Source organism: Sporosarcina sp. FSL K6-1522, from assembly GCF_038622445.1.
Classification (GTDB): Bacteria; Bacillota; Bacilli; order Bacillales_A; family Planococcaceae; genus Sporosarcina.
In genome coordinates this window covers 2,340,317-2,364,745 of the sequence record NZ_CP152019.1, presented here as the reverse complement: position 1 = coordinate 2,364,745, position 24,429 = coordinate 2,340,317, and the positions used below count along the sequence as shown (strand labels likewise).

The 24,429-nt window shown below is 40.4% G+C and carries 21 protein-coding genes; 5 read left to right on the top strand and 16 right to left on the bottom strand.

The features are described from left to right. Positions 1 to 241: 241 nt before the first annotated feature. From MKY34_RS11615 to MKY34_RS11545, 15 genes are all read right to left on the bottom strand, one after another. Positions 242 to 1,609 (bottom strand): aspartate aminotransferase family protein, encoded by a 1,368-nt coding sequence (locus MKY34_RS11615; protein ID WP_342510706.1) that lies wholly within the window; start codon positions 1,607 to 1,609, stop codon positions 242 to 244. 142 nt (positions 1,610 to 1,751) lie between these two features. Next, a complete protein-coding gene (locus MKY34_RS11610) occupies positions 1,752 to 2,588 on the bottom strand; it encodes a DMT family transporter (RefSeq protein WP_342515249.1) in 837 nt (278 codons plus the stop codon). 125 nt (positions 2,589 to 2,713) lie between these two features. After that, positions 2,714 to 4,465 carry a putative 2-aminoethylphosphonate ABC transporter permease subunit gene (locus MKY34_RS11605; protein ID WP_342515248.1) on the bottom strand — a complete coding sequence of 584 codons (1,752 nt, stop codon included), beginning with the start codon at positions 4,463 to 4,465 and terminating at the stop codon, positions 2,714 to 2,716. Positions 4,466 to 4,507: 42 nt separating this feature from the next. Continuing rightward, positions 4,508 to 5,551, bottom strand: a complete 1,044-nt coding sequence (locus MKY34_RS11600) for an ATP-binding cassette domain-containing protein (RefSeq protein ID WP_342510704.1) — start codon at positions 5,549 to 5,551, stop codon at positions 4,508 to 4,510. A gap of 229 nt (positions 5,552 to 5,780) precedes the next feature. After that, positions 5,781 to 6,833, bottom strand: coding sequence for a putative 2-aminoethylphosphonate ABC transporter substrate-binding protein (locus MKY34_RS11595; RefSeq protein WP_342510701.1), 1,053 nt, complete (start codon positions 6,831 to 6,833; stop codon positions 5,781 to 5,783). Positions 6,834 to 7,222: 389 nt separating this feature from the next. Then, a complete protein-coding gene (gene mdh / locus MKY34_RS11590; protein ID WP_342510699.1) occupies positions 7,223 to 8,158 on the bottom strand; it encodes a malate dehydrogenase in 936 nt (311 codons plus the stop codon). 123 nt (positions 8,159 to 8,281) lie between these two features. Next, positions 8,282 to 8,551, bottom strand: coding sequence for a EutN/CcmL family microcompartment protein (locus MKY34_RS11585; protein ID WP_342510697.1), 270 nt, complete (start codon positions 8,549 to 8,551; stop codon positions 8,282 to 8,284). A 12-nt stretch (positions 8,552 to 8,563) separates the two neighbouring features. Continuing rightward, positions 8,564 to 9,391 carry a hypothetical protein gene (locus tag MKY34_RS11580; RefSeq protein ID WP_342510696.1) on the bottom strand — a complete coding sequence of 276 codons (828 nt, stop codon included), beginning with the start codon at positions 9,389 to 9,391 and terminating at the stop codon, positions 8,564 to 8,566. Continuing rightward, positions 9,388 to 10,173 (bottom strand): phosphate propanoyltransferase, encoded by a 786-nt coding sequence (locus tag MKY34_RS11575; RefSeq protein ID WP_342510693.1) that lies wholly within the window; start codon positions 10,171 to 10,173, stop codon positions 9,388 to 9,390. The genes MKY34_RS11580 and MKY34_RS11575 overlap by 4 nt, the downstream gene beginning before the upstream one ends. Before the next feature lie 10 nt (positions 10,174 to 10,183). Continuing rightward, positions 10,184 to 10,471 carry a BMC domain-containing protein gene (locus MKY34_RS11570; protein WP_342510691.1) on the bottom strand — a complete coding sequence of 96 codons (288 nt, stop codon included), beginning with the start codon at positions 10,469 to 10,471 and terminating at the stop codon, positions 10,184 to 10,186. 29 nt (positions 10,472 to 10,500) lie between these two features. Then, positions 10,501 to 11,976 (bottom strand): acetaldehyde dehydrogenase (acetylating), encoded by a 1,476-nt coding sequence (locus tag MKY34_RS11565; RefSeq protein WP_342510689.1) that lies wholly within the window; start codon positions 11,974 to 11,976, stop codon positions 10,501 to 10,503. Further along, entirely contained in the window at positions 11,976 to 12,509 is a 534-nt protein-coding gene (locus MKY34_RS11560) for a BMC domain-containing protein (protein ID WP_342510688.1), read from the bottom strand. Before MKY34_RS11560 ends, MKY34_RS11565 begins: the two co-directional genes overlap by 1 nt. 94 nt (positions 12,510 to 12,603) lie before the next feature. After that, positions 12,604 to 13,413 (bottom strand): phosphonoacetaldehyde hydrolase, encoded by an 810-nt coding sequence (gene phnX / locus MKY34_RS11555; protein ID WP_342510686.1) that lies wholly within the window; start codon positions 13,411 to 13,413, stop codon positions 12,604 to 12,606. Positions 13,414 to 13,497: 84 nt separating this feature from the next. Continuing rightward, positions 13,498 to 14,688 (bottom strand): saccharopine dehydrogenase C-terminal domain-containing protein, encoded by a 1,191-nt coding sequence (locus MKY34_RS11550; protein ID WP_342515247.1) that lies wholly within the window; start codon positions 14,686 to 14,688, stop codon positions 13,498 to 13,500. Positions 14,689 to 15,153: 465 nt separating this feature from the next. Beyond that, positions 15,154 to 15,465 (bottom strand): hypothetical protein, encoded by a 312-nt coding sequence (locus MKY34_RS11545; protein WP_342510684.1) that lies wholly within the window; start codon positions 15,463 to 15,465, stop codon positions 15,154 to 15,156. A gap of 290 nt (positions 15,466 to 15,755) precedes the next feature. Between MKY34_RS11545 and MKY34_RS11540 the strand changes: the two genes are divergently transcribed. From MKY34_RS11540 to MKY34_RS11520, 5 genes are all read left to right on the top strand, one after another. After that, positions 15,756 to 17,132 carry an MFS transporter gene (locus tag MKY34_RS11540; protein WP_342510682.1) on the top strand — a complete coding sequence of 459 codons (1,377 nt, stop codon included), beginning with the start codon at positions 15,756 to 15,758 and terminating at the stop codon, positions 17,130 to 17,132. Positions 17,133 to 17,165: 33 nt separating this feature from the next. After that, on the top strand, positions 17,166 to 18,290 hold the full coding sequence (gene phnW / locus MKY34_RS11535) for a 2-aminoethylphosphonate--pyruvate transaminase (protein WP_342510680.1): 1,125 nt from the start codon (positions 17,166 to 17,168) through the stop codon (positions 18,288 to 18,290). A 71-nt stretch (positions 18,291 to 18,361) separates the two neighbouring features. Continuing rightward, positions 18,362 to 19,486, top strand: coding sequence for a 2-aminoethylphosphonate--pyruvate transaminase (gene phnW / locus MKY34_RS11530; protein WP_342510678.1), 1,125 nt, complete (start codon positions 18,362 to 18,364; stop codon positions 19,484 to 19,486). Positions 19,487 to 19,820: 334 nt separating this feature from the next. Further along, complete coding sequence (locus tag MKY34_RS11525) at positions 19,821 to 20,624, top strand: DeoR/GlpR family DNA-binding transcription regulator (RefSeq protein WP_342510676.1); 804 nt, start codon at positions 19,821 to 19,823, stop codon at positions 20,622 to 20,624. A gap of 64 nt (positions 20,625 to 20,688) precedes the next feature. Then, positions 20,689 to 21,267 carry an MgtC/SapB family protein gene (locus tag MKY34_RS11520; RefSeq protein ID WP_342510673.1) on the top strand — a complete coding sequence of 193 codons (579 nt, stop codon included), beginning with the start codon at positions 20,689 to 20,691 and terminating at the stop codon, positions 21,265 to 21,267. A 64-nt stretch (positions 21,268 to 21,331) separates the two neighbouring features. Here the strand turns inward: MKY34_RS11520 and dnaE are convergent, their stop codons facing one another. Beyond that, a complete protein-coding gene (gene dnaE, locus MKY34_RS11515) occupies positions 21,332 to 24,409 on the bottom strand; it encodes a DNA polymerase III subunit alpha (protein ID WP_342510672.1) in 3,078 nt (1,025 codons plus the stop codon). Positions 24,410 to 24,429: the final 20 nt, after the last annotated feature.

Genomic DNA, 24,429 nt, shown 5'->3' with positions numbered 1-24,429 from the left:
ACATAAAAGAGGTCGCAACGTAAAGTGAAATATGGAAACATGAGAATTAGCTGTCCAGATTTCCATTCAACTATATCCGAATTTCACCATATCCAACTGCTAAATAGATATAACAAATGAAAACTCCGCACTCGGGTTTCTTGACAGAATGTCCGAGTTGCGGAGTTTTCAACACGACAATAAGACGGCGTGATTTTGATTTTAAATCTGGAAATAATTCCATTGAATAATAAAATAAAAATCACTGTTGGTCATCCACAACCTCTTGAATCGATTGTTCCAAAATATCCATTGCACGACCTAATTGCTGTTCCGTAATCGTTAATGGTGGCACAAGAGTTAAAACACAGCCCTGAGAAACTTTAAAACTCAATCCTTTTTCCATACATTTATACATGATTCGCTCAGCCTGGGAAATAGCTTTTTCCTTTGTTTGTCGATCCAGTACTAATTCAACCCCATATAGCAGACCAATTCCTCTTACGTCTCCAATAAGATTGAACTTTTTTTGCATCTTTTCCAAACGTCTTTTCATATACTCACCTAATTTATTGGCCTGTTCAAGTAAATGATAATCCTCGATGTATTGCAAAGTGGCCAATGCCGCTGCACAGCCAATTGAACTTTTTTCATGTGTAAAATGCCCCAATGCAATATCTTGAGCTACATCCAATTTATCGCTGACTAGCATCGCAGCCATTGGGAACACACCTCCTCCTAACCCTTTCCCCAACACTACAATATCAGGCTCAATACCATAATGTTCAAAAGCGAACATTTTCCCGGTTCTTCCTAATGCTGTTGGAATTTCATCAAAGATTAACAAGATATTATGCTGATCGCAAATTTGGCGTAAACGTAGATGATATTCCTTGGGAGGTACTTGTACATCTGTACAGCGTATAGGTTCAAGTATAATAGCCCCAACATCCATTTCCCTCTCTAATACATACTCAAGATAATCCAACGTGTTAGACTGGGAAATCCCTCCATCCCCGAATAAACAGCGATATGAATTATAGGGCATCACATGGAGGCTACCAGGCATAAGAGGTCCCATTCCACCGCGGAATACCGCTTCGCCGCCTATAGAAATTGCATCTAATGACGCTCCATGAAACGAATCCCACATTGAAATCGTTTTAAACTTGCCCGTAGCCTTACGTACAAGCTTCAATGCCATACTCACAGCAGATGTTCCCCCTGGAGCAAAAAGAACTTTATTCAAACTTCCTGGTGCAAGATTAGTAAGTTTTTTTGACAGCTCAATAGCTGTTTTGTTCGTATAGCGACGTGGGGAGAACGGTAGTATATCCAATTGCTCCTTAACTGCATTGACAATATACTCATTTCCATAACCAACCTGATGAACACTATTACCATGAAAGTCCATGTATTTTCTTCCATCAATATCTTCAATATAAATCCCATAACTTTTTTCAATGACATTCAAACAAGGTGTAGAAAGAGATTGATGCATATAATATGTAGCATCCTCTTCTAATAACTGAAAAGCTTCCGCACTCAAATGCTTTTCTTGCCATAGCCGACGATTTTCAGATAAATTAATGTCTCCCTCAGTCCTCAATGCTTCCATACTTATTTTCATACTTTTTCAGCTCCTTTAAATATAATGCTTATCTAAACAATAGGTTCTTTGTAATCTATATTATTCAAATTAATGAACTCCTTCAAATACACTTCAAAACTAGGAAACACCTACATTGTACACATCTAATCAATATTTTACTTTATCCAAATAAACCAAGAACGATAATTCCAATTACAATAATGCAAGAGGCTACCAACTTCCCTATCCCTTGCCGTTCCTTGAGGAACAATAAGCCTAACAGCGTTCCAAAAACAATGCTAATTTCTCTCATTGGAGCAAGTTGCGAAACCTGAGCCAATTGCAACGCAAATAAAAATAATACGTAGGCTCCCGGTACAAATAAGGAGCCTAATAAGATAATTTTCCAATTCGTAGTCCATTCTTCTTTCAGCTGTTTCGAATTAAAGGAACCCCATAGTAGGGCTATTGAGTAAATAAAGTTTTGAAATTGAATAATCATAATTGGTGACATATACTCTAAAAGAACTTTATCGCTTAACGTATAACCTGCAATGGAAACCCCGCCTGCCAATGCGATTAATATTGACAGTTTCACTTTTTTACCCATTTGTAAATTAACATTCCCCATTGAAAAAACACCAATTAAAATTAACAGCAGCCCCACCCATCCTAAAATGGATAATTGATCCCCAAAGAACAAAATGCTGGTAATGGGAACTAGCAAAGCAGCTGATCCCCGTAAAACCGGATAAACAAGCGATAGCTCTCCAATTGTATAACCTGTTATTAAAGTAAATACATAAAATACTTGAAATGTCATGGAACCCATTAATAGTAGTATCCCAAAACCATCTAGTTGTAGATTGGGAAGTTCCAACAAAAAATAGGGCAACAGCAAAATAAAACTAACTAGATGTATAGACCAAAGAAAAGTAATTTTACTAACGCTTTGTTTCACAAATAGATTCCATAGTGAATGGATTAAACCAGAAAAAATAACTAGCATAAAAGCCACTAAAGCCAATATACTAACCTCCTAGCGGTTAGAATAACGAAAGTCTTATAAAAAGACTCGCCTAAATGTATACAATTTGGCGAGTCCACTTTTTGAAATACATAATTAATCATTTGCTAAAATGCTTACTTCTGCCATGCCCCAGCACGATTTCTGATTTTCTTCGTCAAAAGCTCATAGCCAAGACGTACTAAAATATTTGTTAAAAGAATAATGACAGCCAGCGCAGCGGCTGCAGACATATCGCCAGCCCCTACCATATCAACAATCGCTACAGAAGCAGGTCGAGTACTTGGTGAATATAGGAAAATAACTGCTGATATCGTTGTCATAGAGTTCACAAAGAAGTACACCATCATTTCCAAAATAGCAGGCAATGACATCGGAAGCGTGACCCGTGTAAATGTTTTATAAAAGGGAATATTCATCGATTCCGATACAGGTTCAAATTCTTTATCGAGTTTTTTCAAAGCCGTAGTTGCGGTAAAGAAGTTGACTGAGTAAAAGTGAATCAGGTTGGCCAATATAAGAATCCAAATTGTACCGTACAGACCACTCAATGGATTCGAAAACGACCTTCCAGTAAACGGTATAGAGAACTCTGATTGGTTAAAGAAAAAGATATACGCTAAACCAATCACCAATCCCGGGAGTGCCAAAGGAATCAGTGAGAGAAAATAACCAACTTGTCTAGTCGCTCTCATAACACGTGATTTCTCAATTAAATACGCTCCAAAGAACACGATAAACGTTCCACATATTGCAGTAATGAGGGCCATAGTCAAACTGTTAAAATAAGGTTGGAATCCCCCGATTACATTTTTAAACGTATAATGCTCAGTTGTGAACGCGAAATTATACGGCCAGTATTTAACAAACGTTGGAGCAAGCACTGCTATAATCAGTGAAAAAATAGCTCCTGTGATAAGTAAGCAGTATATAAAATAGACACGATCTCGTAATCGATTTGGTTTTATTTTGTAAGAAACCGATTTCGATGAAATTGCCGAACTTTCTTTTCGTTGTACAACCCTATCAGCTACAAACGCAATGACAGCTGGAATAATCAAAATAACACCAACTGTTGCACCCATTGACATGTTAAATTGTCCTACCACTTGTTGATAGATGTCTACAGCCATAACTTTGAAGTCGCCCCCAACAACTATCGGGGCACCGAAATCAGTGAAGCTCAAAATAAAACCAATGATGAATGCGCTGAACAAGCCGTATTTCATACTCGGTAATGTTACAGTAAAGAACTTCTTCACTACTCCAGAACCTAGCGAATCCGCCGCCTCATACAACCTATAATCCGTATTTGCTAGAGAAATCGTTAACAATATAAGCGTTTGGGGAAACGTATAAAATATTAACGAAATGATAATTCCCACTGGCCCGTATAAATCAATATCAACCCCTTGGAACATGCCGAAAAATCCAGTCGTAATTACCCCGTTATTCCCAAACAAATTCACTAAACCAATCCCATACATCATCGTTGGCGCGAATAAAGGAACAAAAGCTACATACTTAAAAAAGGATTTCCATCTCATATTGGTCCGAGTTAGCGCATACGCATAAAAAAAACCAAGTGCAACAGCGATAAAACCAGTTGTTGTCGCGACAAATAACGTATTATACAACGGTCGAATTAAAGAACTCGTTGTAAAGTACTTAACGAAGTTTTCCAACCCAACATAATTCCCACTTCTATCCTGTAATGAAACAAGCACCAATTGTATTAATGGAAAAACAAGAGTCACTACAAGCCCTAAAATCACCAGTACAATCAATGTTTTCTGCAAAAGATCTACAGCGCTCGTTTTTTGGCGTATTTTTTTCCTACTCTTTATCATCACCAGTGTCGGATCCATTGCGGTATCTTTTTTCATATAGAGTTCCCTCCTTCTGTTCTATTAACTAGTGACCATCGAAAGTTCGCCCACCTCTTCTTCAATACGATTGTCATAAGTAATTAACTGATTTTGAGGAAACTCTACAAATAACTTTTCCTCTACTTTAAGATTTAATTTTCTTAAATCATCCGTTGAAATATCTGACATAAGAAGCTCGTTTTCAAAACTATAAGGCCCACCATTCTCTACTTCCAAATACAGACGGTACGAGCTACCGCGAAACTCCATGGCTTTCAATGTAGTAATGATTGTGTCTCTAGTCGCTTCTCTTCTAATTTTTATATGCTCAGGTCGAATCGCCACGTAAGAATCAGTACCGCGGAATTGATTGACAGTCCCTATAAAATCAGCTACAAACGGCGTCGCTGGCTTCTCATAGATTTCTTGTGGTGTACCAATCTGCTCCATTGTTGCATTGTTCATAACAACAATTTTATCTCCCATCGTTAGCGCTTCTTCCTGATCATGGGTTACCATAATTGTAGTGATCCCTAGTTTCTCCTGAAGATTACGAATTTCCATCCGGAGCTTCACCCTAACCTTGGCATCTAAAGCAGAGAGCGGCTCATCAAGTAAGAGGAATCCAGGAGATATAGCCAATGCTCTAGCTAACGCGATTCGTTGCTGTTGCCCTCCAGATAATTGTGCTGGATAACGTTTCGCCAGATGCCCCAAATTGACTGCGTCTAAAGACTCTTGAACTTTCACCTTGATTTCATCTTTTGTATACTTTTTATTTTTCAATCCGTAAGCAACGTTTTGAAAAGCTGTCATATTCGGAAAAAGCGCATAGGACTGAAATACAATTCCAAAGTCTCTTTTAGCCGGAGGTAGTTTCGTAATATCTTTTCCGTCCATGATAATCTGAGACCCTACATTCGGTTCTTCCAAACCAGCAATCACCCTTAGTAAAGTAGTTTTTCCACATCCACTAGGTCCTAATAGACAAACGAATTCACCTTTTTTAATCGAGATATTAATGTTGTCTAGAGCGGTAACCTGTCCGAAAGTTTTTGTGACATTACGAATTGCTAAAAACTCCATAGCGTAAACCCCTTTTCCTTATATTTTCGAATTAGATATACGGAACAAAAGAACATTCCTAACAAGACTCGGCACTTGCAGAGGCCTCCTGCCACCACTTGTAAGGCGCCTTCGCTGAATAGTAGATGAAAACCATGTGTCCAACCTATATAAAAAACTATAATTGGGGAGTATCGCCCTTCCCCCCAACCACATTATCTGATATTTCAGTCTATTTAATTTGTACCTGTTATTCTTTTGGTTCACTTTTCCCATCGTACTTTTCAATCCACTTATCTACAATTGCAACTCTGTTATCTGCCGCCCAATACAAGTCATTTTCAAGTAGTTGCCCCATCGGATCCGCCGGATAACTTGCTGGAGGCGTCTTGCCTAAATCTATTGCTGTAATCGCAAACTGCTTATTATAACTTTCCATAGTAGATTTGCTGTTCGCCCAGTCAAGAAATACTTTGGCATCCTCTTTAATATTATCTTTTTTAATTAAAGCATTTGCTTCTAACGTCCAGCCCGATCCCTCTTCCGGGAAAACCGTTACGAGTGGCGCGCCACTTTCTTCTTGTTTAATCGCGCGGCCATCGAAAGAGATACCAATAGGAAATTCTCCAGTCGCAGCCTCGACTGCTGGTTTCGAACCAGAGTGTGTATAGATTCCAATATTATTATGGAGTTTATCCATGTACGCCCAGCCCTCTTCTTCGGTGTCAAATAACTGAAGCAATCCTGCTACTGTCAAAAATCCCGTACCACTTGAGGCCGGATTGGGCATTGAAATGAGTCCTTTATATTGAGGGTCAATAAGATCTTGGTATGTTTTCGGAATAGGCAGACCTAACTTTTCCATTTCTGCAGTATTGACAGCGATTGCTGTCATATAAGCTGCAATCCCCGTCCATCTCATCGGATCATTTTTTTGATCTGCAAATTCGGGAATTAAATCTTCTGATCCTTTTGGATTGTAACCTTCTAACATACCGTCCTCATCAAACATAATTAAACTATCAACACTCAATCCCCAGATAACATCTGCTTTTGGATTATCCTTTTCTGCGAGTATTCTAGAAATGATAATACCGCTGGAATCTCTGACTAAGTCTAGTTTAATATCTGGATGTGCCTCTTCAAATAGCGCTAGGTGATCTTGTAAATAATCCGTTTCTATAGCCGTATAAACGACAAGACTTTCTTTTTTATCCTTACCGGATTCCCCTTCGTTTCCTCCACAAGCAGCCAACATGGTGAGAACAATCACAATAATTGCCATCCAAAATACATTTTTCATCTCAAAACCCCTCTCTTTTTAATTTTTTTAATTTCTTTTCCGTTTAACCCCTTCAAAAAGTATCCTTCACCTATCTCCCTTGCTGATGTTCTTTCTAAACATAAAGCAACTCACCTGAATGGAAGCGCTTTCTTTCTGTTGCATTAGCAATATACCATTTATTCGATCAATTGTGAATACATTTATTTGTTTGTTTTGCTTTTAATATTCCCTTTAATTTTATATCTTTGTTTTCATTGGTACTTTTCTTAAGATGTTGGAGTTTGACTCTATTTCATAGCGTAGAACTTATTTTTCCCTTTTAAAAAAGCTCACCTATTTCCATTGGAATCATCTGTAAAACCAATGAATTTATGAGCTCTTTTATTCTAATCATTTTACTTTTTCATTTATAAAAGGTTCATTACTTCTTTTACAGTTTGAACCGATCGATGCAATCCAGACTTTTCATCAGCCGTCAGATCTAGCTCAATAATACTTTCGATACCGTTTCCACCGATAATTGTGGGAACCCCTAAATATAAATCATAATAGCCATACTCACCTTGTAAGTATGCGATGGAAGGGAGGATTCTTTTTTTATCGTGGATTATAGCCTCCGCCATTTGAACAAGAGAAGCCGCTGGCGCATAATAAGCACTTCCATTTCCTAGAAGATTAACTATTTCACCTCCGCCCTTTCGCGTCCGTTCGACAATTGCATCAAGACGATCTTGTCGTATCATTTTTTCTAAGGGTATTCCTCCTGCATAGGAATATCGAACGAGCGGTACCATTTCGTCACCATGCCCCCCCAAAACAAACCCAGAAACATCTTCGACAGAAATATTAAGCTCTTCTGCAACAAACGTGTTAAATCTGGCCGTGTCTAATACACCTGATTGTCCAATCACTCTATTTTTGCGGAAATTTGTCGTCTTATAGCAAACGTATGTCATCGCATCTACCGGGTTACTCAAAACAAGAATATAGCTATCCGGCGCATATCTTACGATTTGTTGGGAGATCGCACGCATAATCTTGGCGTTTATTGCCACAAGATCATCACGACTCATTCCTGGTTTTCGCGCAATGCCAGCTGTAATAATGACCATGTCGGCATTTGCAATATCCTCAAAGTTCGAGGTACCTTTTATCCGAGCATTGAAACCCTGCACAGGCCCTGTTTGTAATAAATCAAGCGCTTTTCCCTTTGTTGCATTGCTTTGTTCCGGAATATCTAAGAGAACGATATCACCTAAATCTTTTTGTGCTAGCATTAAAGCAGTTGTTGCTCCTGTATGGCCCGCACCAATAACTGCTATTTTATGACGTTTGAATGTCATCATTAGTCACCCTTTTCCTTTAAAAATAATCGTTAATAATCGTTAAACAAAATGACTCCGGTACAAGAACGGAGTCATTTTCTAATCGCACAAGCAAAAGGGTTGCAACCATTTTCTAGCCAATCAATTATTTAATTCAAAAGAGTCGACAATACCAACTATAGCTGCATCGATAGGTGATTCTTTGTCCCCAGTTAGCCTCTGGGCAGGGCTACCTTGCGTAACAAGCACTAATTCCCCTACTCCTGCGCCAATCCTGTCAATGGCAACAAAAGCATTGCCTTCCAACTCTTCTAGAAAATTTTCGGGCTGTACAATTAGAAGCTTTAAATGTTCCATTCCCTTTTCTTTTTGAGTTGTCCAAATACTGCCCATTACTCTTGCTAAAAGCATAGTTATTCACCCTTAGTCAATCACTTTGAGCGTCAGTTTTCTCTCCTTAATTAAATCTCTTGCAAGAGGAGAGATAATGACACCTTTAGAAAGATAAATTGTATCGTTTACAATGTTCGATTGCGATTGAATCCAGCCTGGTGTAAGTAATTTCTTGTTAAACGTTAGCATGTTTCCTTGTGATTGCTCACTGCGCTCTTCAAGATGTCCATTATCCACATTCGCTGCTTCTTTCACACAAAGCTTTCTGACTACAATTTCCGACAAATCTTTTAAAGCTGCAAATTCAACACCCAGCTCACTTAGCTGTCGCAAATAATCTTTAAATAACTTTTGATAAGGGACTGGCAATGCCGTCGTTTTTAAACAACGTCGATCTGCCCGTTTAATCCCTGTAACATCGTCACCAATCAAGATAAACTTTTGTAGAAGCAGAGCAGAAAAAATAATTTCTACTTTAATCGTCCCTTTTAATCCTGTTGCAACACGGGCAGCATTATCTAAATCAATTTCAGGGATAATGATACCATCGTATGCTTTTGGCAACTCTATCGGTGATGGCGCATTATCATCCGCTGCAATAACCTTTCCACAACCGTTCGATTCAATTTGATTGAGCCCAAGCCATGAAGATGTTTCTCCATCTAAAAACAGCATGTCATAACCAATACGGGCATTTCTCAATTCGATAAATTGATCTTCAAACGACTCATGTGCCGAGCTATCACAAAAAACAAATAACACTTTGCCATTTTCCTCTTGTTCTTTTTCTACTTTGATTGAATTCACGACTTCCCGCACAACAGATTCAACCATTCCACGAATATCTATCCTCTTCACCTCCCCTCCCAAGACAGAAGTTCACCGTTTTTTCCAATAACCTTTACTTGGTCACCCGTTTTTAAACCCGCCGCATTTCCTTCGTCAAGATCCAAGTGGAAATCGAGTTGAAAGTTTGGATCGACACGCACAACTACATCTGTAAAAATAACAGATCGTTCACCTGATGTTTGTAACAATAACGTCTCCCCCTGATTCACCCCGAATTCAGAGGCGTTTTCAGGGGACATATGAACATGGCGTTGTGCTACAATCACTCCTTTTTGAAGAGAAACGCAACCTTTTGGTCCAATCAGGGTCAAACCTGGAGTGTCTTCGATTGAGCCTGACAGTCTAACTTGAGGATGAATGCCTAATTGAAATCCATCCGTTATTGATATCTCTACTTGCGTTTCTCCTCGTGTTGGTCCAAGAACCCTAACATCTTTTATCAGCCCTTTTGGTCCAAGTAACGTCACTTGTTCTTTCGCAGCAAACTGGCCCTCTTGGGATAACTGGCGCAGGGGAGTTAACTCATAGTTTTCACCAAATAATAGCTGGATATCATAGCTTGATAAATGTAAATGTCTATTTGATACTCCTACAGGAATCATTAATTCATTTCCTCTTTTCGTTGACGTTCTTGTAGAGTGACCTAATCGTTTATCATCTAACCCAATTTTTCTGTCCCTGAGAAAATCCATTGCCGCTGGAGTAATTTTATCCCCCTCATTAAATGGGAAAGGATTTGGAATCCCCTTTCTTAACAGTTTTCTTAGTTTGGATTCCGTGATCAGCACCATAGGCTATGAATTACCCTTCCAACTTCGGAAGAATAAGTTCAATATCTGAATGAGGGCGCGGAATTACATGGACAGAAACCAATTCGCCAATATTTTCAACAGCAGCAGCCCCTGCATCCACCGATGCTTTCACTGCACCTACATCACCACGTACCATGACTGTTACCAAACCGCCTCCTACGTGAACCTTCCCAATCAATTTCACGTTTGCAGCCTTTGACATCGCGTCAGCAGCTTCTACAGCTCCTACTAAACCTTTTGTTTCGATCATACCTAATGCTCCCATTTCTCCGTTCATTGCGTTTCCTCCTCAAAATGATTGTTATTTTATAGTTTCAATTCCTGCAAAACCGTTTTTACAATGTCCATGATTTCATCTCTTGAAATATTAGGCCCATTGCTCGCCACTACATTAGCAACTTGTTGATAACTTGGAACAGCCGGTGCCTCTTCCATTTCACGAATTCCATAAGCCACTCGCTTAATATTTAGTAAATGCTCAACACTAATATTATCTGAAGAAATATTATTGCCATATGAACCACAACCGAGTGTCATCGATGGTTGAATACCTGTCGTTGCACCAATGCCTCCAAATGTTGTACCTGAATTCACAACTACACGAGATGCCTGCTGTTCCAAAGCAAAACTTTCGATCATCGCTTCATCTTGACAATGAATACCCGCTGTATGGCCTAGCCCACCTAACTCAAGTAGCTGTGCGCAAGTAGCGCTCGCCTCTTGCCAATTGTCGGCTACATAAAAAGCCAAGATTGGAGACAGTTTTTCAAGTGATAACGGATAGGCTTTGCCAATATTATTTTCTTCAGCAACCAATAGTTTACAATCATCTGTAATCGCAATTCCCGCTAATTCAGCAAGTTTTTGGGGCGATTGACCAACAATTTTGGGATTCAACCGACCATTAATGAGAATGATGCCTTCAATACGCTTCTTCTCATAGTCGTCAAGGAAATAAGCACCTTGGTTTTCTAATTCTTGCTTAACCTTGCGCTTAATAGACTTTTCAACAACAAGTGCCTGCTCTGAAGCACAAATTGTCCCGTAGTCGAAAGTTTTACTGCGAATAATTTGTTTCACAGCCTGTTGGATATTCGCACTTGAATGGATAAAGACAGGAACATTACCTGGCCCTACTCCATATGCAGGTTTCCCAGAGCTATAAGCCGCTTTTACCATATCTGATCCGCCAGTTGCCAAAATGACTTTTGTCACCTGGTGTTTCATGAGCTCATTGGCAGCAGCAACAGTTGGTTTTGAAATACATGAAATTAGACCTGCTGGTGCCCCCGCTTGTACTGCAGCTTGTTGTAAAATATCTGCTGCCTCTTTTGTACATTTTGCGGCTGCTGGATGCGGACTCAGAACGATGGCATTTCTCGATTTCACCGCAATGATCGCTTTAAAAATAGCCGTGGACGTTGGGTTTGTTGAAGGGATAATTCCCGCAACGACTCCAACGGGTTCCGCCACTTCCCAAACTTTGTTCGTATCATCTCGCGAAATAATGCCAACCGTCTTTTTATCTTTAACCGACTCATAAATATCACGAGCAGAAAATAGATTTTTCGTTAACTTATCCTCTACTTTACCGTAGCCAGTTTCTTCGACTGCTAATGATGCAAGTCTTCCTGACTCCTTCAAAGCAGCTTGTGCCATGCCGTGCACAATTTGGTCAATGTCATGTTGCGACATTTTTCCAATGATTTGTTGTGCTTGCTGAGCTTGTTCAAGAAAATTTCTTGCTTCTTGGATTGATTCAAGATCAATATCCATTCTCATTATTTATCGCCACCTTTCCCAGCCTGTGTTGCTGATAAGTATTTCAGTAATTCCTCTTTATTAGCTGATGCAATCTTATCAGCCGACAAAGGGAATTTAACATCAGAAGTAGCCAGTTCTCTTAATTCTTTAAGAGTCTTTTTCGATAAATCTGTTGATTTATTGTCGCTAACTTCTTTAACCACCTTTACTGCAGGCTGTTCATCTTTAACGACTGTTTTTTTTTCTACTTTGTTCTCTTTTGTATCTGATAGAGCTTGAAAAATCAGTTTTTTTACATTTTCGTCTGGTCTTGCAATGACATGAGAGTGATGTATTCGACCAACACCTTTGGCTGCTTCTGTTCCAATCGCGACTGCAGATTGAACCGAAGCAACATCCCCGATTAAATAAATCGTGACAAGCCCAGCATCTGCACCTTGATATGTAACAATCTTAACATCAGCTGCTTTAGATGCTGCATCTGCCGCCGCTACAAGGGCCGGATAACCGATTGTTTCAATCATGCCCAGTGCATAGTTTTGGTTTTCCACCTAATTTCACCTCTTTAATTCTTGGCTTTTCTGTCGAGTACAAACTATTAGCTTCTATTAATAGATGGAATGGTGCCTTCCTAACATCGCACCGTCAATCTCCATTTCTAAGACGTGCATTAATCTTTGGTATGAGTTTATCCAAATCACCGACACTATTAATGACATAGTGCGCTCCCGCCTCTTTGAACTTCTGGGCGACAACCTCCATTCGATCGGCCAGTTCATCCGGATCCATAGCATTTGCTTCCGCTTCATGCAAGCCCATTTCACTACTACCTAAAATAATTCCAACACTCCATACACCTGCGTTCACGCCTTCTCTAACATCACTCAATGTGTCGCCAGCTTTGATAATATGCTTCATATTCCCTACGCCTAAATTCATTGCATTTTGATAAATCATCCAAGGAAACGGTCGTCCGGCAGGCACATCATCTGGCGTAACCATTGAATCCGGGGCATATCCTTTCTGTTTGGCACCCGGCGCAACAATTTCCATCATTTTCGATGTATAACCTGTTGTTGAACCTACCTTTAATCCTTGACCTCTCAAACGAGCTAACAATTCTAACATGCCCGGTACTGGAGTACAGTAATTGGGGAGTCTTTCCAATAACATCGGTTCATAATCTGCATATAGCGCGTCCACATCTTCCTTTTCAGGGAGTCGGCCAAATTTATCTTTCCAAAGCTGTGCAATCCGGTCCATATTACACATGGTCTGAATATGGTCCCATTTCAACGTACCCATAGGTTCACGAGTTTCCTCATCCGTTACCTCAATACCTCTAATTTTGAATACTTCTTTAAACACATCCAATGGTGCAAAGCAACCATAGTCAACTGTTGTTCCAGCCCAGTCGAATACAATGGCTTCAATCTGGGGAGATTTTTTATCCAAAATACTGACCTCCTTCATTTCGAAACGTACCTGTAAGTAAATTTCTGTTCATGTTTCTTCTATTATAATAGGGTGCTAATCGTGTTAGATAATTGCCTCTACCTTTTCATCTTCAGGCACCACATTAATTTCTTCGTGAATGTGGATTCCACGTTTCTTCAATTGTTTAAATATCACTTCTGGTTCGAAAGCTTCTTCCGGAATCAATACACCGGTATCTTTAACAGCACCCTTTGCCAACAGTTCTGTTGCGATTGCCATTGGGATACCTACATTTCGTGTATAAGCCCTTAGCTTCTCCCAACCTTTTACAGATCCATCACTTGCAGGGTGCGTATGATAGAGAACATGGCTTTTTCGTACGCCATCTCTCGTACCAATCACTTCTATATGAAGAGAGTATCCATATAGTTCTGTTTCTTGGCCTTCTTTGGATTGCAATAGATAATCACCAATAATGTCCATCAGCCCAACCTCAGCTCCGTTAACTGTCACTTTAGGATTGCGCATAATACCATAGTCGTAAAGTCCACGAACTAGTTGCATATTTTGCTTCGGCCAAGTGCCTCGCACTTCAATTAGCTTGACGCCTTTATGTGAAAGCGCTTTCGCCAAAGTCCTTGTCTCAGAGTGAGGGATAATATATTGAATCGTTTCTCCATACGGTTCAGGCAACTGAATTTTTCGCGGCCTTGCAAATGGTGCTACTTGTACAAATTCACCATTTTCAAAAATAATTCGTCCAGGAAGATCTGGATCATACTCATAAGTTGTTGTTTCTGTAATAGATTTCGAGAATGCAATCGGTCTAAATGATCCATGACTGACTCTCACACTCTCCACCGTATCCAATTGATTGGCTGCATACATCGCCATCATTTGTGTTACCCCTGGTGTCATTCCAAAGCCAGGTACGGCTGTTCTATTATTTTTCTTAAACGTCTCAGAGTACTCGTCTTCCGCGCCAAATCCATTTAAATTAATACCATGACAGCCTGCTTCTGCGATGCAAGCGGTGGAAAGGCCATTTAGTGTAATTGTCGTTCCATCCATTACTACATCGTAGCCTTTCATTTGTTCCACAGTTTCCTTGTGGTTCATTACATTTACTTTTACAAAGTTTACACGTGAATCGTTCAGTTCTTTCACTAGTTCTTGCCCGATTTCTTCATTAAAATCGCCAATTGTAATAACTTCAAATTCAGAGTGTTCAACAAGATCAAGCACTGCTTCTCTGGCAATTCTTCCAGCCCCACCTAAACAAAACACTTTCATACTCATTTAGTCATCTCCAGTTATTAGTCTTGGATTTACTGAACCTAATTCTTTTGTTTACCACTCTTAAACTAGTTCACGTGTTACTTGTCACCATAATTCAGTAACCAAACCTCCATGTTCTTTTGACCACCGCCAATTCCGAATTGTCTAAATATTTTTTATTACAACTGGAGCATATCACACATTTTTTGTTTTGTCTTGCCTTTTTCGAAAAATAATTATCAAATACCATGTTTTGTTTTGGTTTTCAATGATTTATCTAAGTTCTATCAAGATATCGAGCCACCTAAAGAGTTTTTATATTTGGTATATCAATTACATCTCGACGTAATTGCGTCCAGATTTTTTTCGAGCCCGCTCGAAAAGCTCCTCTAAAAATCTGTGACATCCGCCGGCCGACAAAAACGCCATTTCCACTTCCTGTGGCATTGTCGGCACTAGTACATCCTGTACGTCGGAGGCTTAGGCCTGCACGATGCAGGTCATGCAGGCATTGCCAATCGAACTGCGAAGGGTTCGATTGGCCGTGTTTCTGCGCTTTTTGCAGAAATTAAGGCACCTTTCTTTGGACGTGGCGACCTTGGCCTGCGTTCCACTATCGTTCAGCAGGTGTTTGAACATCCACTGAACAGGAAACAAAACCGCATTCATCTCGCCACCTATCGAGGTGGTAGTTTTCTGTAGCTGACGCTTCGCTTTCAGTACAAAAAGATTTGCTGAATGAAAATAAATGGATTTTATCCAAACTATTTCCTCATAAATGATCCCTAACATTCAATTCTACTTTAATATTTATTTCTTAAAGTGATAAAAATCCTAATCTCCCAACTTATATTGTTCTTTTTTTCATCTATTTAATGAAAGAAAAAATTGAAATCAAAGGGATTTTAACGATTTCGTTTAATTTATACCAAACAAAAACAAGAAAAAGTATACTAGTTCAAAGAAAATAAAAACAATTATCGGAATAGTTGTTCACTTTTCCAAAAAACCGTGTTATAGTATTCCTCAAGCGAAATATGAAAGCGCTTGCAAATAATAATAGTTTGAAGGGAGTGAATACCGTGGGAAGACCAACTTACTCAAAGAAGATTCAAAGAAAAGCATTGTGGGCTAGTTTAATTGGTAGTTCAATTGAGTATTATGACTACCTGCTGTATGGGGCTGTCGCAGCCCTGGTATTTAACAAAGTCTATTTTCCGAACTTCGATCCAAAAATAGGTCTTTTATTGGCCTTAGCCTCTTTTGGAATTCCCTACTTCTTCCGCCCACTGGGTGGCGTTATTTTCAGTCATATTGGAGATAAAATGGGAAGAAAAAAATCATTAGTTCTTACTTTAGGGATTATGGGTGTAAGTACAGCGTTAATTGGTTTATTGCCTACATACCATGCCATTGGAATCTGGGCACCTATTTTGCTAGTAGCCTTGAGGATAGTTCAAGGAATTGCAGTTGGTGGTGAGTGGGGCGGTGCAGTATTACTTGCTGTTGAGTACGCTGATGAAAAAAAACGTGGTTTTGCAGGAAGTATCCCGATGATGGGTGCAGCCGTTGGGATGATACTTGGTACAGGTACAATGTCTCTCATGCGATTATTACCCGATGCCCAGTTCCTTGCATGGGGTTGGAGATTACCATTTATAGCAAGTTTAGGTTTGGTGTTTCTTGGCATTTGGCTACGTGGTAATTTGGATGAGACACCAGACTTCCAAAAATCAAAACAAGATGGTTCTATTCCTAAATTACCAATCGTCACTACGTTTAAATACCACTGGAGAGCGATTATTTTAACAACTGGTGCTAAAGCGATTGAAACGGCTCCCTTCTATATGTTTGCGACGTTCGGTATTTCATATGCAACAAACAACCTTTCGATGCCCGAGAACTCAGTGCTAAATGCGGTAACCATTGGAACACTCAGTTCACTACTCTTTATTCCGCTAGCCGGACGCATTTCTGATGTGATTGGTCGTAAGAAAGTATTTTTCGCTGGTTCACTTGGTGTAATCGCTTTTGCGATACCTTATTTCCTATTGCTTTCAAAAACCTCCATGCTATCGCTAACGGTAGCCGTTTTGATTGGATATGCCCTCTGGTCCATTATTACTGCAGTGCTTGGCACAATGTTCTCAGAAATGTTTAGTCCAGAAGTTCGCTACACGGGGATTTCAGTCGGTTACCAAATGGGAGCTGCTATTTTCGGTGGAACAATGCCATTGGTTGCAACGGGTCTCATCACTAAATTTAATGGCTCTTGGGTTCCTGCTGCAGTCTATCTGATGATATTAGGCGTCATATCCATCATCTGTGTAGCGTTAATCAAACCTGTAACAAATGACACTGGAAACACGAATAACAATAATAAAAAAGACGAAGAAGTAATGAGTGACACAAAAACTCCACTTGTTCATGCAATTTCGCACAACACGCTTACCGAGTAAAAAAATTCTTCTATATTGAAAGGATGATTTCTCATGTCAAACATTGAATCTACTAACAATCCATACCTATTGCTAACACCAGGCCCTCTTACAACAAGTGACACTGTCCGACTCGCAATGATGAAAGACTGGTGCACATGGGATGATGAATACAATAATATCGTGCAAGGCATTCGTAAAGATCTGATTCAACTCGCTACGACAAACACGGAAAAGTATTCAACGGTTCTCATGCAAGGAAGCGGGACATTCAGCGTAGAATCCGTCATTGGCACAGCGATTCCTCGTGATGGTAAGCTACTTGTCATTGGCAACGGAGCGTACGGTTATCGGATTGGTGAAATTGCTGAAATGTTAAACATTGAAACGGTTATGCTCGATAGCGGTGAAGTGTCTGATCCAGATATCGATGAACTAGATCGTACATTAGCAGCAGATAAAGGCATTACACATGTCGCTGTCGTCCATTGCGAAACAACTACTGGACGCCTCAATCCGATTGAAAAAGTCAGTGGGGTTGTGAAGAAGCATAACCGCATTTTTATTTTGGATGCGATGAGTAGTTTTGGTGGCATTGAAATGGATATTGACCAACTTGGGGTTCATTATTTGATCAGTAGTGCCAACAAATGTATTGAAGGGGTCCCTGGCTTCGGCTTTATCATCGTCAACAAAGATGAATTCGAAAAATGTGGTGGCAATGCACGTTCACTATCACTCGATTTGTATAACCAGTGGAAAACAATGGAGGAAAATAACGGAAAATGGCGTTTCACGTCCCCTACTCATGTTGTTCGTGCCTTTGCCCAAGCACTGAAAGAATTGCAAGAAGAAGGCGGTGTTGCCGCACGTGCTGCTCGCTACCGCGATAACCAACGTACACTTGTGGAAGGCATGCGCAAACTAGGCTTTACAACGCTATTATCAGACGAAAACCAATCACCTATCATTACATCTTTCAACTTCCCGGATGCGGATAGCTTTACGTTTGCAGAATTCTATAGTCGTTTGAAAACAAAAGGCTTTGTGATTTATCCAGGTAAAGTCACGAACCTCGACACATTCCGAATTGGAAACATCGGAGCAGTTACACCAGAAAAAGTGAACGACCTCTTAACAGCAATTGAAGAGAGCAGTTATTGGAAGAGCCCAGTTTGATAGTAGATAAACCAATTGATTACTAGCTTTACAAAATAAAAATTTGCCTACAATTGAAAGGATGATTTCTCATGTCAAACATTGAATCTACTAATAATCCATACCTATTGCTAACACCAGGCCCTCTTACAACAAGTGACACTGTCCGACTCGCAATGATGAAAGACTGGTGCACATGGGATGATGAATACAATAATATCGTGCAAGGCATTCGTAAAGATCTGATTCAACTCGCTACGACAAACACAGAAAAGTATTCAACGGTTCTCATGCAAGGAAGCGGAACATTCAGCGTAGAATCCGTCATTGGCACAGCGATTCCTCGTGATGGTAAGCTCCTTGTCATTGGCAACGGAGCGTACGGTTATCGGATTGGTGAAATTGCTGAAATGTTAAACATTGAAACGGTTATGCTCGATAGCGGTGAAGTGTCTGATCCAGATATCGATGAACTAGATCATACATTAGCAGCAGATAAAGGCATTACACATGTCGCTGTCGTCCATTGTGAAACAACTACTGGACGCCTCAATCCGATTGAAAAAGTCAGTGAGGTTGTGAAGAAGCATAACCGCATTTTTATTTTGGATGCGATGAGTAGTTTTGGTGGCATTGAAATGGATATTGACCAACTTGGGGTTCATTATTTGATCAGTAGTGCCAACAAATGTATTGAAGGGGTCCCTGGCTTCGGCTTTATCATCGTCAACAAAGAAGAATTCGAAAAATGCGGTGGCAATGCACGTTCACTATCACTCGATTTGTATAACCAGTGGAAAACGATGGAGGAAAATAACGGCAAATGGCGTTTCACGTCCCCTACTCATGTTGTTCGCGCCTTTGCCCAAGCACTGAAAGAATTGCAAGAAGAAGGCGGTGTTGCCGCACGTGCTGCTCGCTACCGCGATAACCAACGTACACTTGTGGAAGGCATGCGTAAACTAGGCTTTACAACGCTATTATCAGACGAAAACCAATCACCTATCATTACATCTTTCAACTTCCCGGATGCGGATAGCTTTACGTTTGCAGAATTCTATAGTCGTTTGAAAACAAAAGGCTTTGTGATTTATCCAGGTAAAGTCACGAACCTCGACACATTCCGAATTGGAAACATCGGAGCGGTTACACCTAAAAAAGTGAACGACCTCTTAACAGCAATTGAAGAGAGTAGTTATTGGAAAAGTCTCGTTTGATAAAACCTTTAGAAAAGACGATACTTGTGTCCCCTATTACTATTCCTTATAATTAAATGAAGATTGCTAGTTTATTTAACTTGATTCAGCAAGAGTCCGGACTTTCTAGAACTACCGCTCCGCTTTCAGTACAAAGACATTTGCTGATTCAAGTTAAGCCTCTGGCGGGTGCTACAGATTTTTTAAAAGGAGCTAATGAAGGCGGTCTAAGTACGGTTACATGACCTGCGTCGTGTAAGCCCAAAGCTCGAAAAAGTCTCTACACAATTCCGCCAGAGGTCAATTGATTATAGGAATAAACAATAGCATATCACAAATCGTGAGGTGGATTTAATTGTCATTAGCAAGTATAGATCGAAAAAGAAAAATTCTTGAGTTACTTGAAAATGATGGCAAGGTAAAAGTAAAAGACCTTGCCGTTATTTTAAAGGTCTCTACCGAAACCATTCGTAATTATTTAAATGACTTAGAACAAGAAGAGAAATTGAAAAAGGTTTATGGAGGAGCTATTAATCCCGCATTCTTTAACAATGAACCTCCTGCCTTAGAAAGAGAAATTATTAACCAAGACGGCAAAGAAAAAATCGGTAAAATGGCTGTTACTTTGATTAACGATAACGATGTGATTGCAATCGATGAAGGAAGTACCCCCCTTCGATTAGCTAGAAAGCTTAAAGATAAAAAAAATTTAACAATCATTACTTCATCACTTAATTCTCTCACTGTATTAATTGATCTAATGGCTCAAAACTTATTTTCAGGCAAAATTATTATGCTTGGTGGCGAAGTCAACACAACCCACCATAGAATAGCTGGAGAACTCACATTAGAAATGTTAAATAATATTCATGTCGATAAATTTTTTATTGCAGCAGACGGTCTTTCTACACACTCAGGCGTAACCAGTTATGATATTTCCAAAGGAATGGTCACTAAAAAGCTTATCGAGCATTCGAATAAAAACATTTTACTTATAGACCATACAAAGATTAACAAACGCACACATTATAAGATGGCTCCATTTGAGGATATAGATATCGTGGTTTCTGATAGCAATCCCCCCGAGAATTGGGGGACTTTTTTAGAAGAACATACTATTAAATGGTTAGTTGCAAACGATGAAAATACAGAAAGTTAAATGATAAAAGGATGAGTTCTCCAAGAGATAAGCGAACGACTTGTCTACAAAGGAGGAATTGGGAATGGATCAACTAGGGGTTTTTTATGAAGAACAAATAGTTCAAAACTTGGAGATATATTTACGCATTTTGATTAGCGCGCTTCTAGGAATGTTCTTAGGGTGGGATCGATCTGCCAAGAACAAACCAGCTGGTTTAAAAACATTTACATTTGTTTGCGTATCCTGTACACTCATTACTCTTGTCTCCATATATAGCGCAGAACAATTCGGTAGCACGAATATTAATAATCGTGTGGATCCTATGCGTCTTGCCGCACAAATCGTATCAGGCTTAGGCTTTTTGGGCGCAGGGTTAATTATGAAAGATGGGTTACGCATTACGGGATTAACGACAGCGGCGATGGTTTTTTTTGCTGGTGGAGTAGGCATTGGAATCGGTGCTGGTTATTATGGATTAGTGCTTTTTGCCGTACTCGTAACCTTTATACTAGCCAAAATTAGTCAAGCAATTGAAAATAGAGAAGAAGCAAAAGAAAAAGCCAAAGTAAAAGGAAATACTCAAGATAACAATAGCAAAAATACTACTAACACGGATAAAAATAATGAATCACAACAACGCAAAGAAGTCGTTCATTCATAAAATCGCTTCAAACAGCCCTTTCTCGTATAGGTATATACGAGAAAGGGCTGTTTCTTATAGGTTTTTAAAGAGGTTTTGTTTGGTGGACGAGTATTTGTGGCTTTCCTCTACGATGTTCAACAACTCCCTCAAGTTGAATCATCGCCATTTCAACCAGATGACTACTCGAAGTCGTATAGTGTTTCGGGAAAAAGGTACAAGAAATATCGCCGGTCTCGTCTTGAATCGTCACAAACGCCATCTCTTCCCCTTTTTTCGTACGAATACGCTTAATATCCCGAATCAAACCGACAATTTTCACATTTCCCCGATCCGCCATTGTCCCAATCAAGGAAATATCACTGAATCCGCCGCCTAGTGATTTTTTTGCTTCCATTGCAGGGTGTTCTGACAGATAGAAACCAAGCACTTCCCTTTCGTACTCCAAGATGGTCATCCTAGACAACACTGCCCCCGGTGAATACTTAGGGCTTGCAATGGAGCTCAAGACGTCACTGAATAAGTCATCTCCATCATCCGGTCGGAGAAAGAGTGCATGTGCGATTGCAGCATCAATCGAGGCAAAAAGAACAGCGCGAGATTGGCCATACATATCAAGGGCACCGGCTTTAATAAGCGGACGAATCGATTTCTCTGTAAAAAAATCCACACCAAGAGCCACCGCCATATCAAATAGTGTTTTCCAAGCTCCCGTCTCTTTCCTTACATCCTTTACAGCATTGTAAAAAGTCGGTGTAATCCCTCTAATCGCGCCCAGCCCAATCCGAATCGCCCCCTTCTCGACCGTATACATATACTTGCTATGCCTAACAGATGGCGGGAGCAATTGAATCCCCTTTGTCTTAATCTCTCGCAATAACTCCATTGTCTTATCTGCATTTCCTGTCGTAGATGACAGCAATGCTGCGTAAAAATAGGCGGGTTCATTGGCTTTCAAAAAAGCCAGTCGATAAGAAATAAGCGAATACGCGACGGCATGGCTTTTCGGAAATCCGTAATCCGCAAATTTGATAATCAGATCATAAATCTCAACTGCCACAGTTTCAGGAAAACCGTTGTCCACCGCACTTTGTGTAAAATGAATGCGTTCTTGCTGAAGAATTTCCCGTTTCTTCTTGCCAACCGCTCGCCTTAACAAATCGGCTTCCGCCATCGTAAATCCGGCCACCTGCACCGCAATTTGCATAATTTGCTCCTGATAGACAATTACACCGTACGTTTCTGATAAAATCGGCTCAAGTAAAGGGTGACTATACACGATAGGCTCCCGATCATTTTTTCGGCGACTGTACAGCGGAATATTCTCCATAGGTCCTGGTCGATATAACGCATTGATGGCAAAGATGTCTTCAAATCGACTCGGTCGAATCAATCTAAGTGCCTCGCGCATTCCAGCCGATTCAAATTGGAAAATGCCTGTCATATCTCCAACTTGAAAAAGCTGATAGGTCTTTTCATCATTCAATGGAATCTTTCCAAAATCTAACCGAATCCCTTTATCGTAGGCAATCATTGCTTGAATCCGATCTAGCAAGGTTAAATTACGCAAACCAAGAAAATCCATCTTCAACAAACCTTGCTCTTCTACATCTCCCATTGGCCACTGCGTTAAATAGACATCGTCTCCCCCATTTTGGAGTGGCACAACTTCCACAAGTGGTATTGGCGATAATAGCACCCCCGCAGCATGTGTAGACGCATTGCGCGGTAACCCTTCAAGTGCTAATGCCGCATCGAACCACCTCTTCCGTGCCGGCTCCATTGCCATCCATTCACGCAGTACCTTCGATTGAGCTACAGCTTCTTCGAGTGTCCGCCCTGAACTATTTGCAATTTCTCTTGAGAGAAATGCCATTTCCTCATTTGTAAAATCAAAAACCCGGGCGACATTTCGGGCAACAGATTTCGTAGACAATGTCCCAAACGTAATAATTTGCGCCACATATGCCTTCCCGTATTTTCCAGCCACATAATCGATAACCTCAGCCCGGCGATCATCTGCAAAATCGATATCAATATCCGGCATAGTGACACGTCCGGGATTTAAAAATCGTTCAAAAATAAGACCGTATTTAATAGGGTCGACATCTGTAATATGCAGCGCAAAGGCAACGAGCGAACCCGCGGATGACCCCCTACCAGGTCCCGTTAAAATCTGTTGCTCTGCTGCATAGCGCATAAAATCTTCAACAATGAGAAAATAATCGGCAAAGCCCATGTCACTGATGACTGTTATTTCATATTGAAGTCGATCCATATAGGCTTCTGGTAAATGTCCCAGCCGTTGTTTGAGTCCCGCTATACTATTGCGTTTCAAGACGGACTGCGCCGTCTCGCCTGCAGGTACTGGGAAAATCGGCATGCGCAGTTGACTTGGTGGCGGTGCTGCATTGCATGCTAACAACATCTCTGCCATATTTGTTAACCATTCTGGTCGATCCGCAAACCACATTTGTATCTCTTGTTCCTCAGGAATATACGCAGCTTGGTGTTGGAATTTAGGGCGAGCTGGATCTGTCAACTTATAACCACTCCGAATGGCTTCTGCTACCTCATACGCAAAAGCATCCTCTTTCCCCAGATAACGAGATTCATGGCAGGCAACAATCGGGAGGTTTACAGCGTTTGCGATTGTTTCAATTTTCATTTCGTCCTGATGTTTGCGTCCATTCGGCCGATCAATGCCTACCATGATGGTCGACCTACTACAAACTTCAACTAAACGTCTACACAAGTCTTCGTGCTGCTTGTTGTCCCATGTTCTATCCGTCATAGGACAAACAATGACACAGCCTGATTGATACGCTTTAAGCCATTGTAAGGGAAGTGTTTCAGAATCTCTCACAGCAATCGCACTACTCATTTTCAGTAAGTTACGGAATCCCTCGTCATCTTTGGCATAAATATAGAGCAAGACGCCCTCTCCATCGCCCGTTTCCAAATGGATACTCAAACCCATTACAGGATGTATGCCGTATTTCGTCATCACCTTATAAAACGAACGAATGCCATACAGCTTTGAATCTACTATCGCAACGGACATAGCCCCTCTCCTTTGCAGAAGTGGGGCTAATTGGTCCAATTTTATAATGCCACGCAGCAAGTCTGCGCCAGTCACTATTTGCGGATAGACAAGTGTCAATGCAATCCCTCCGCCCATCT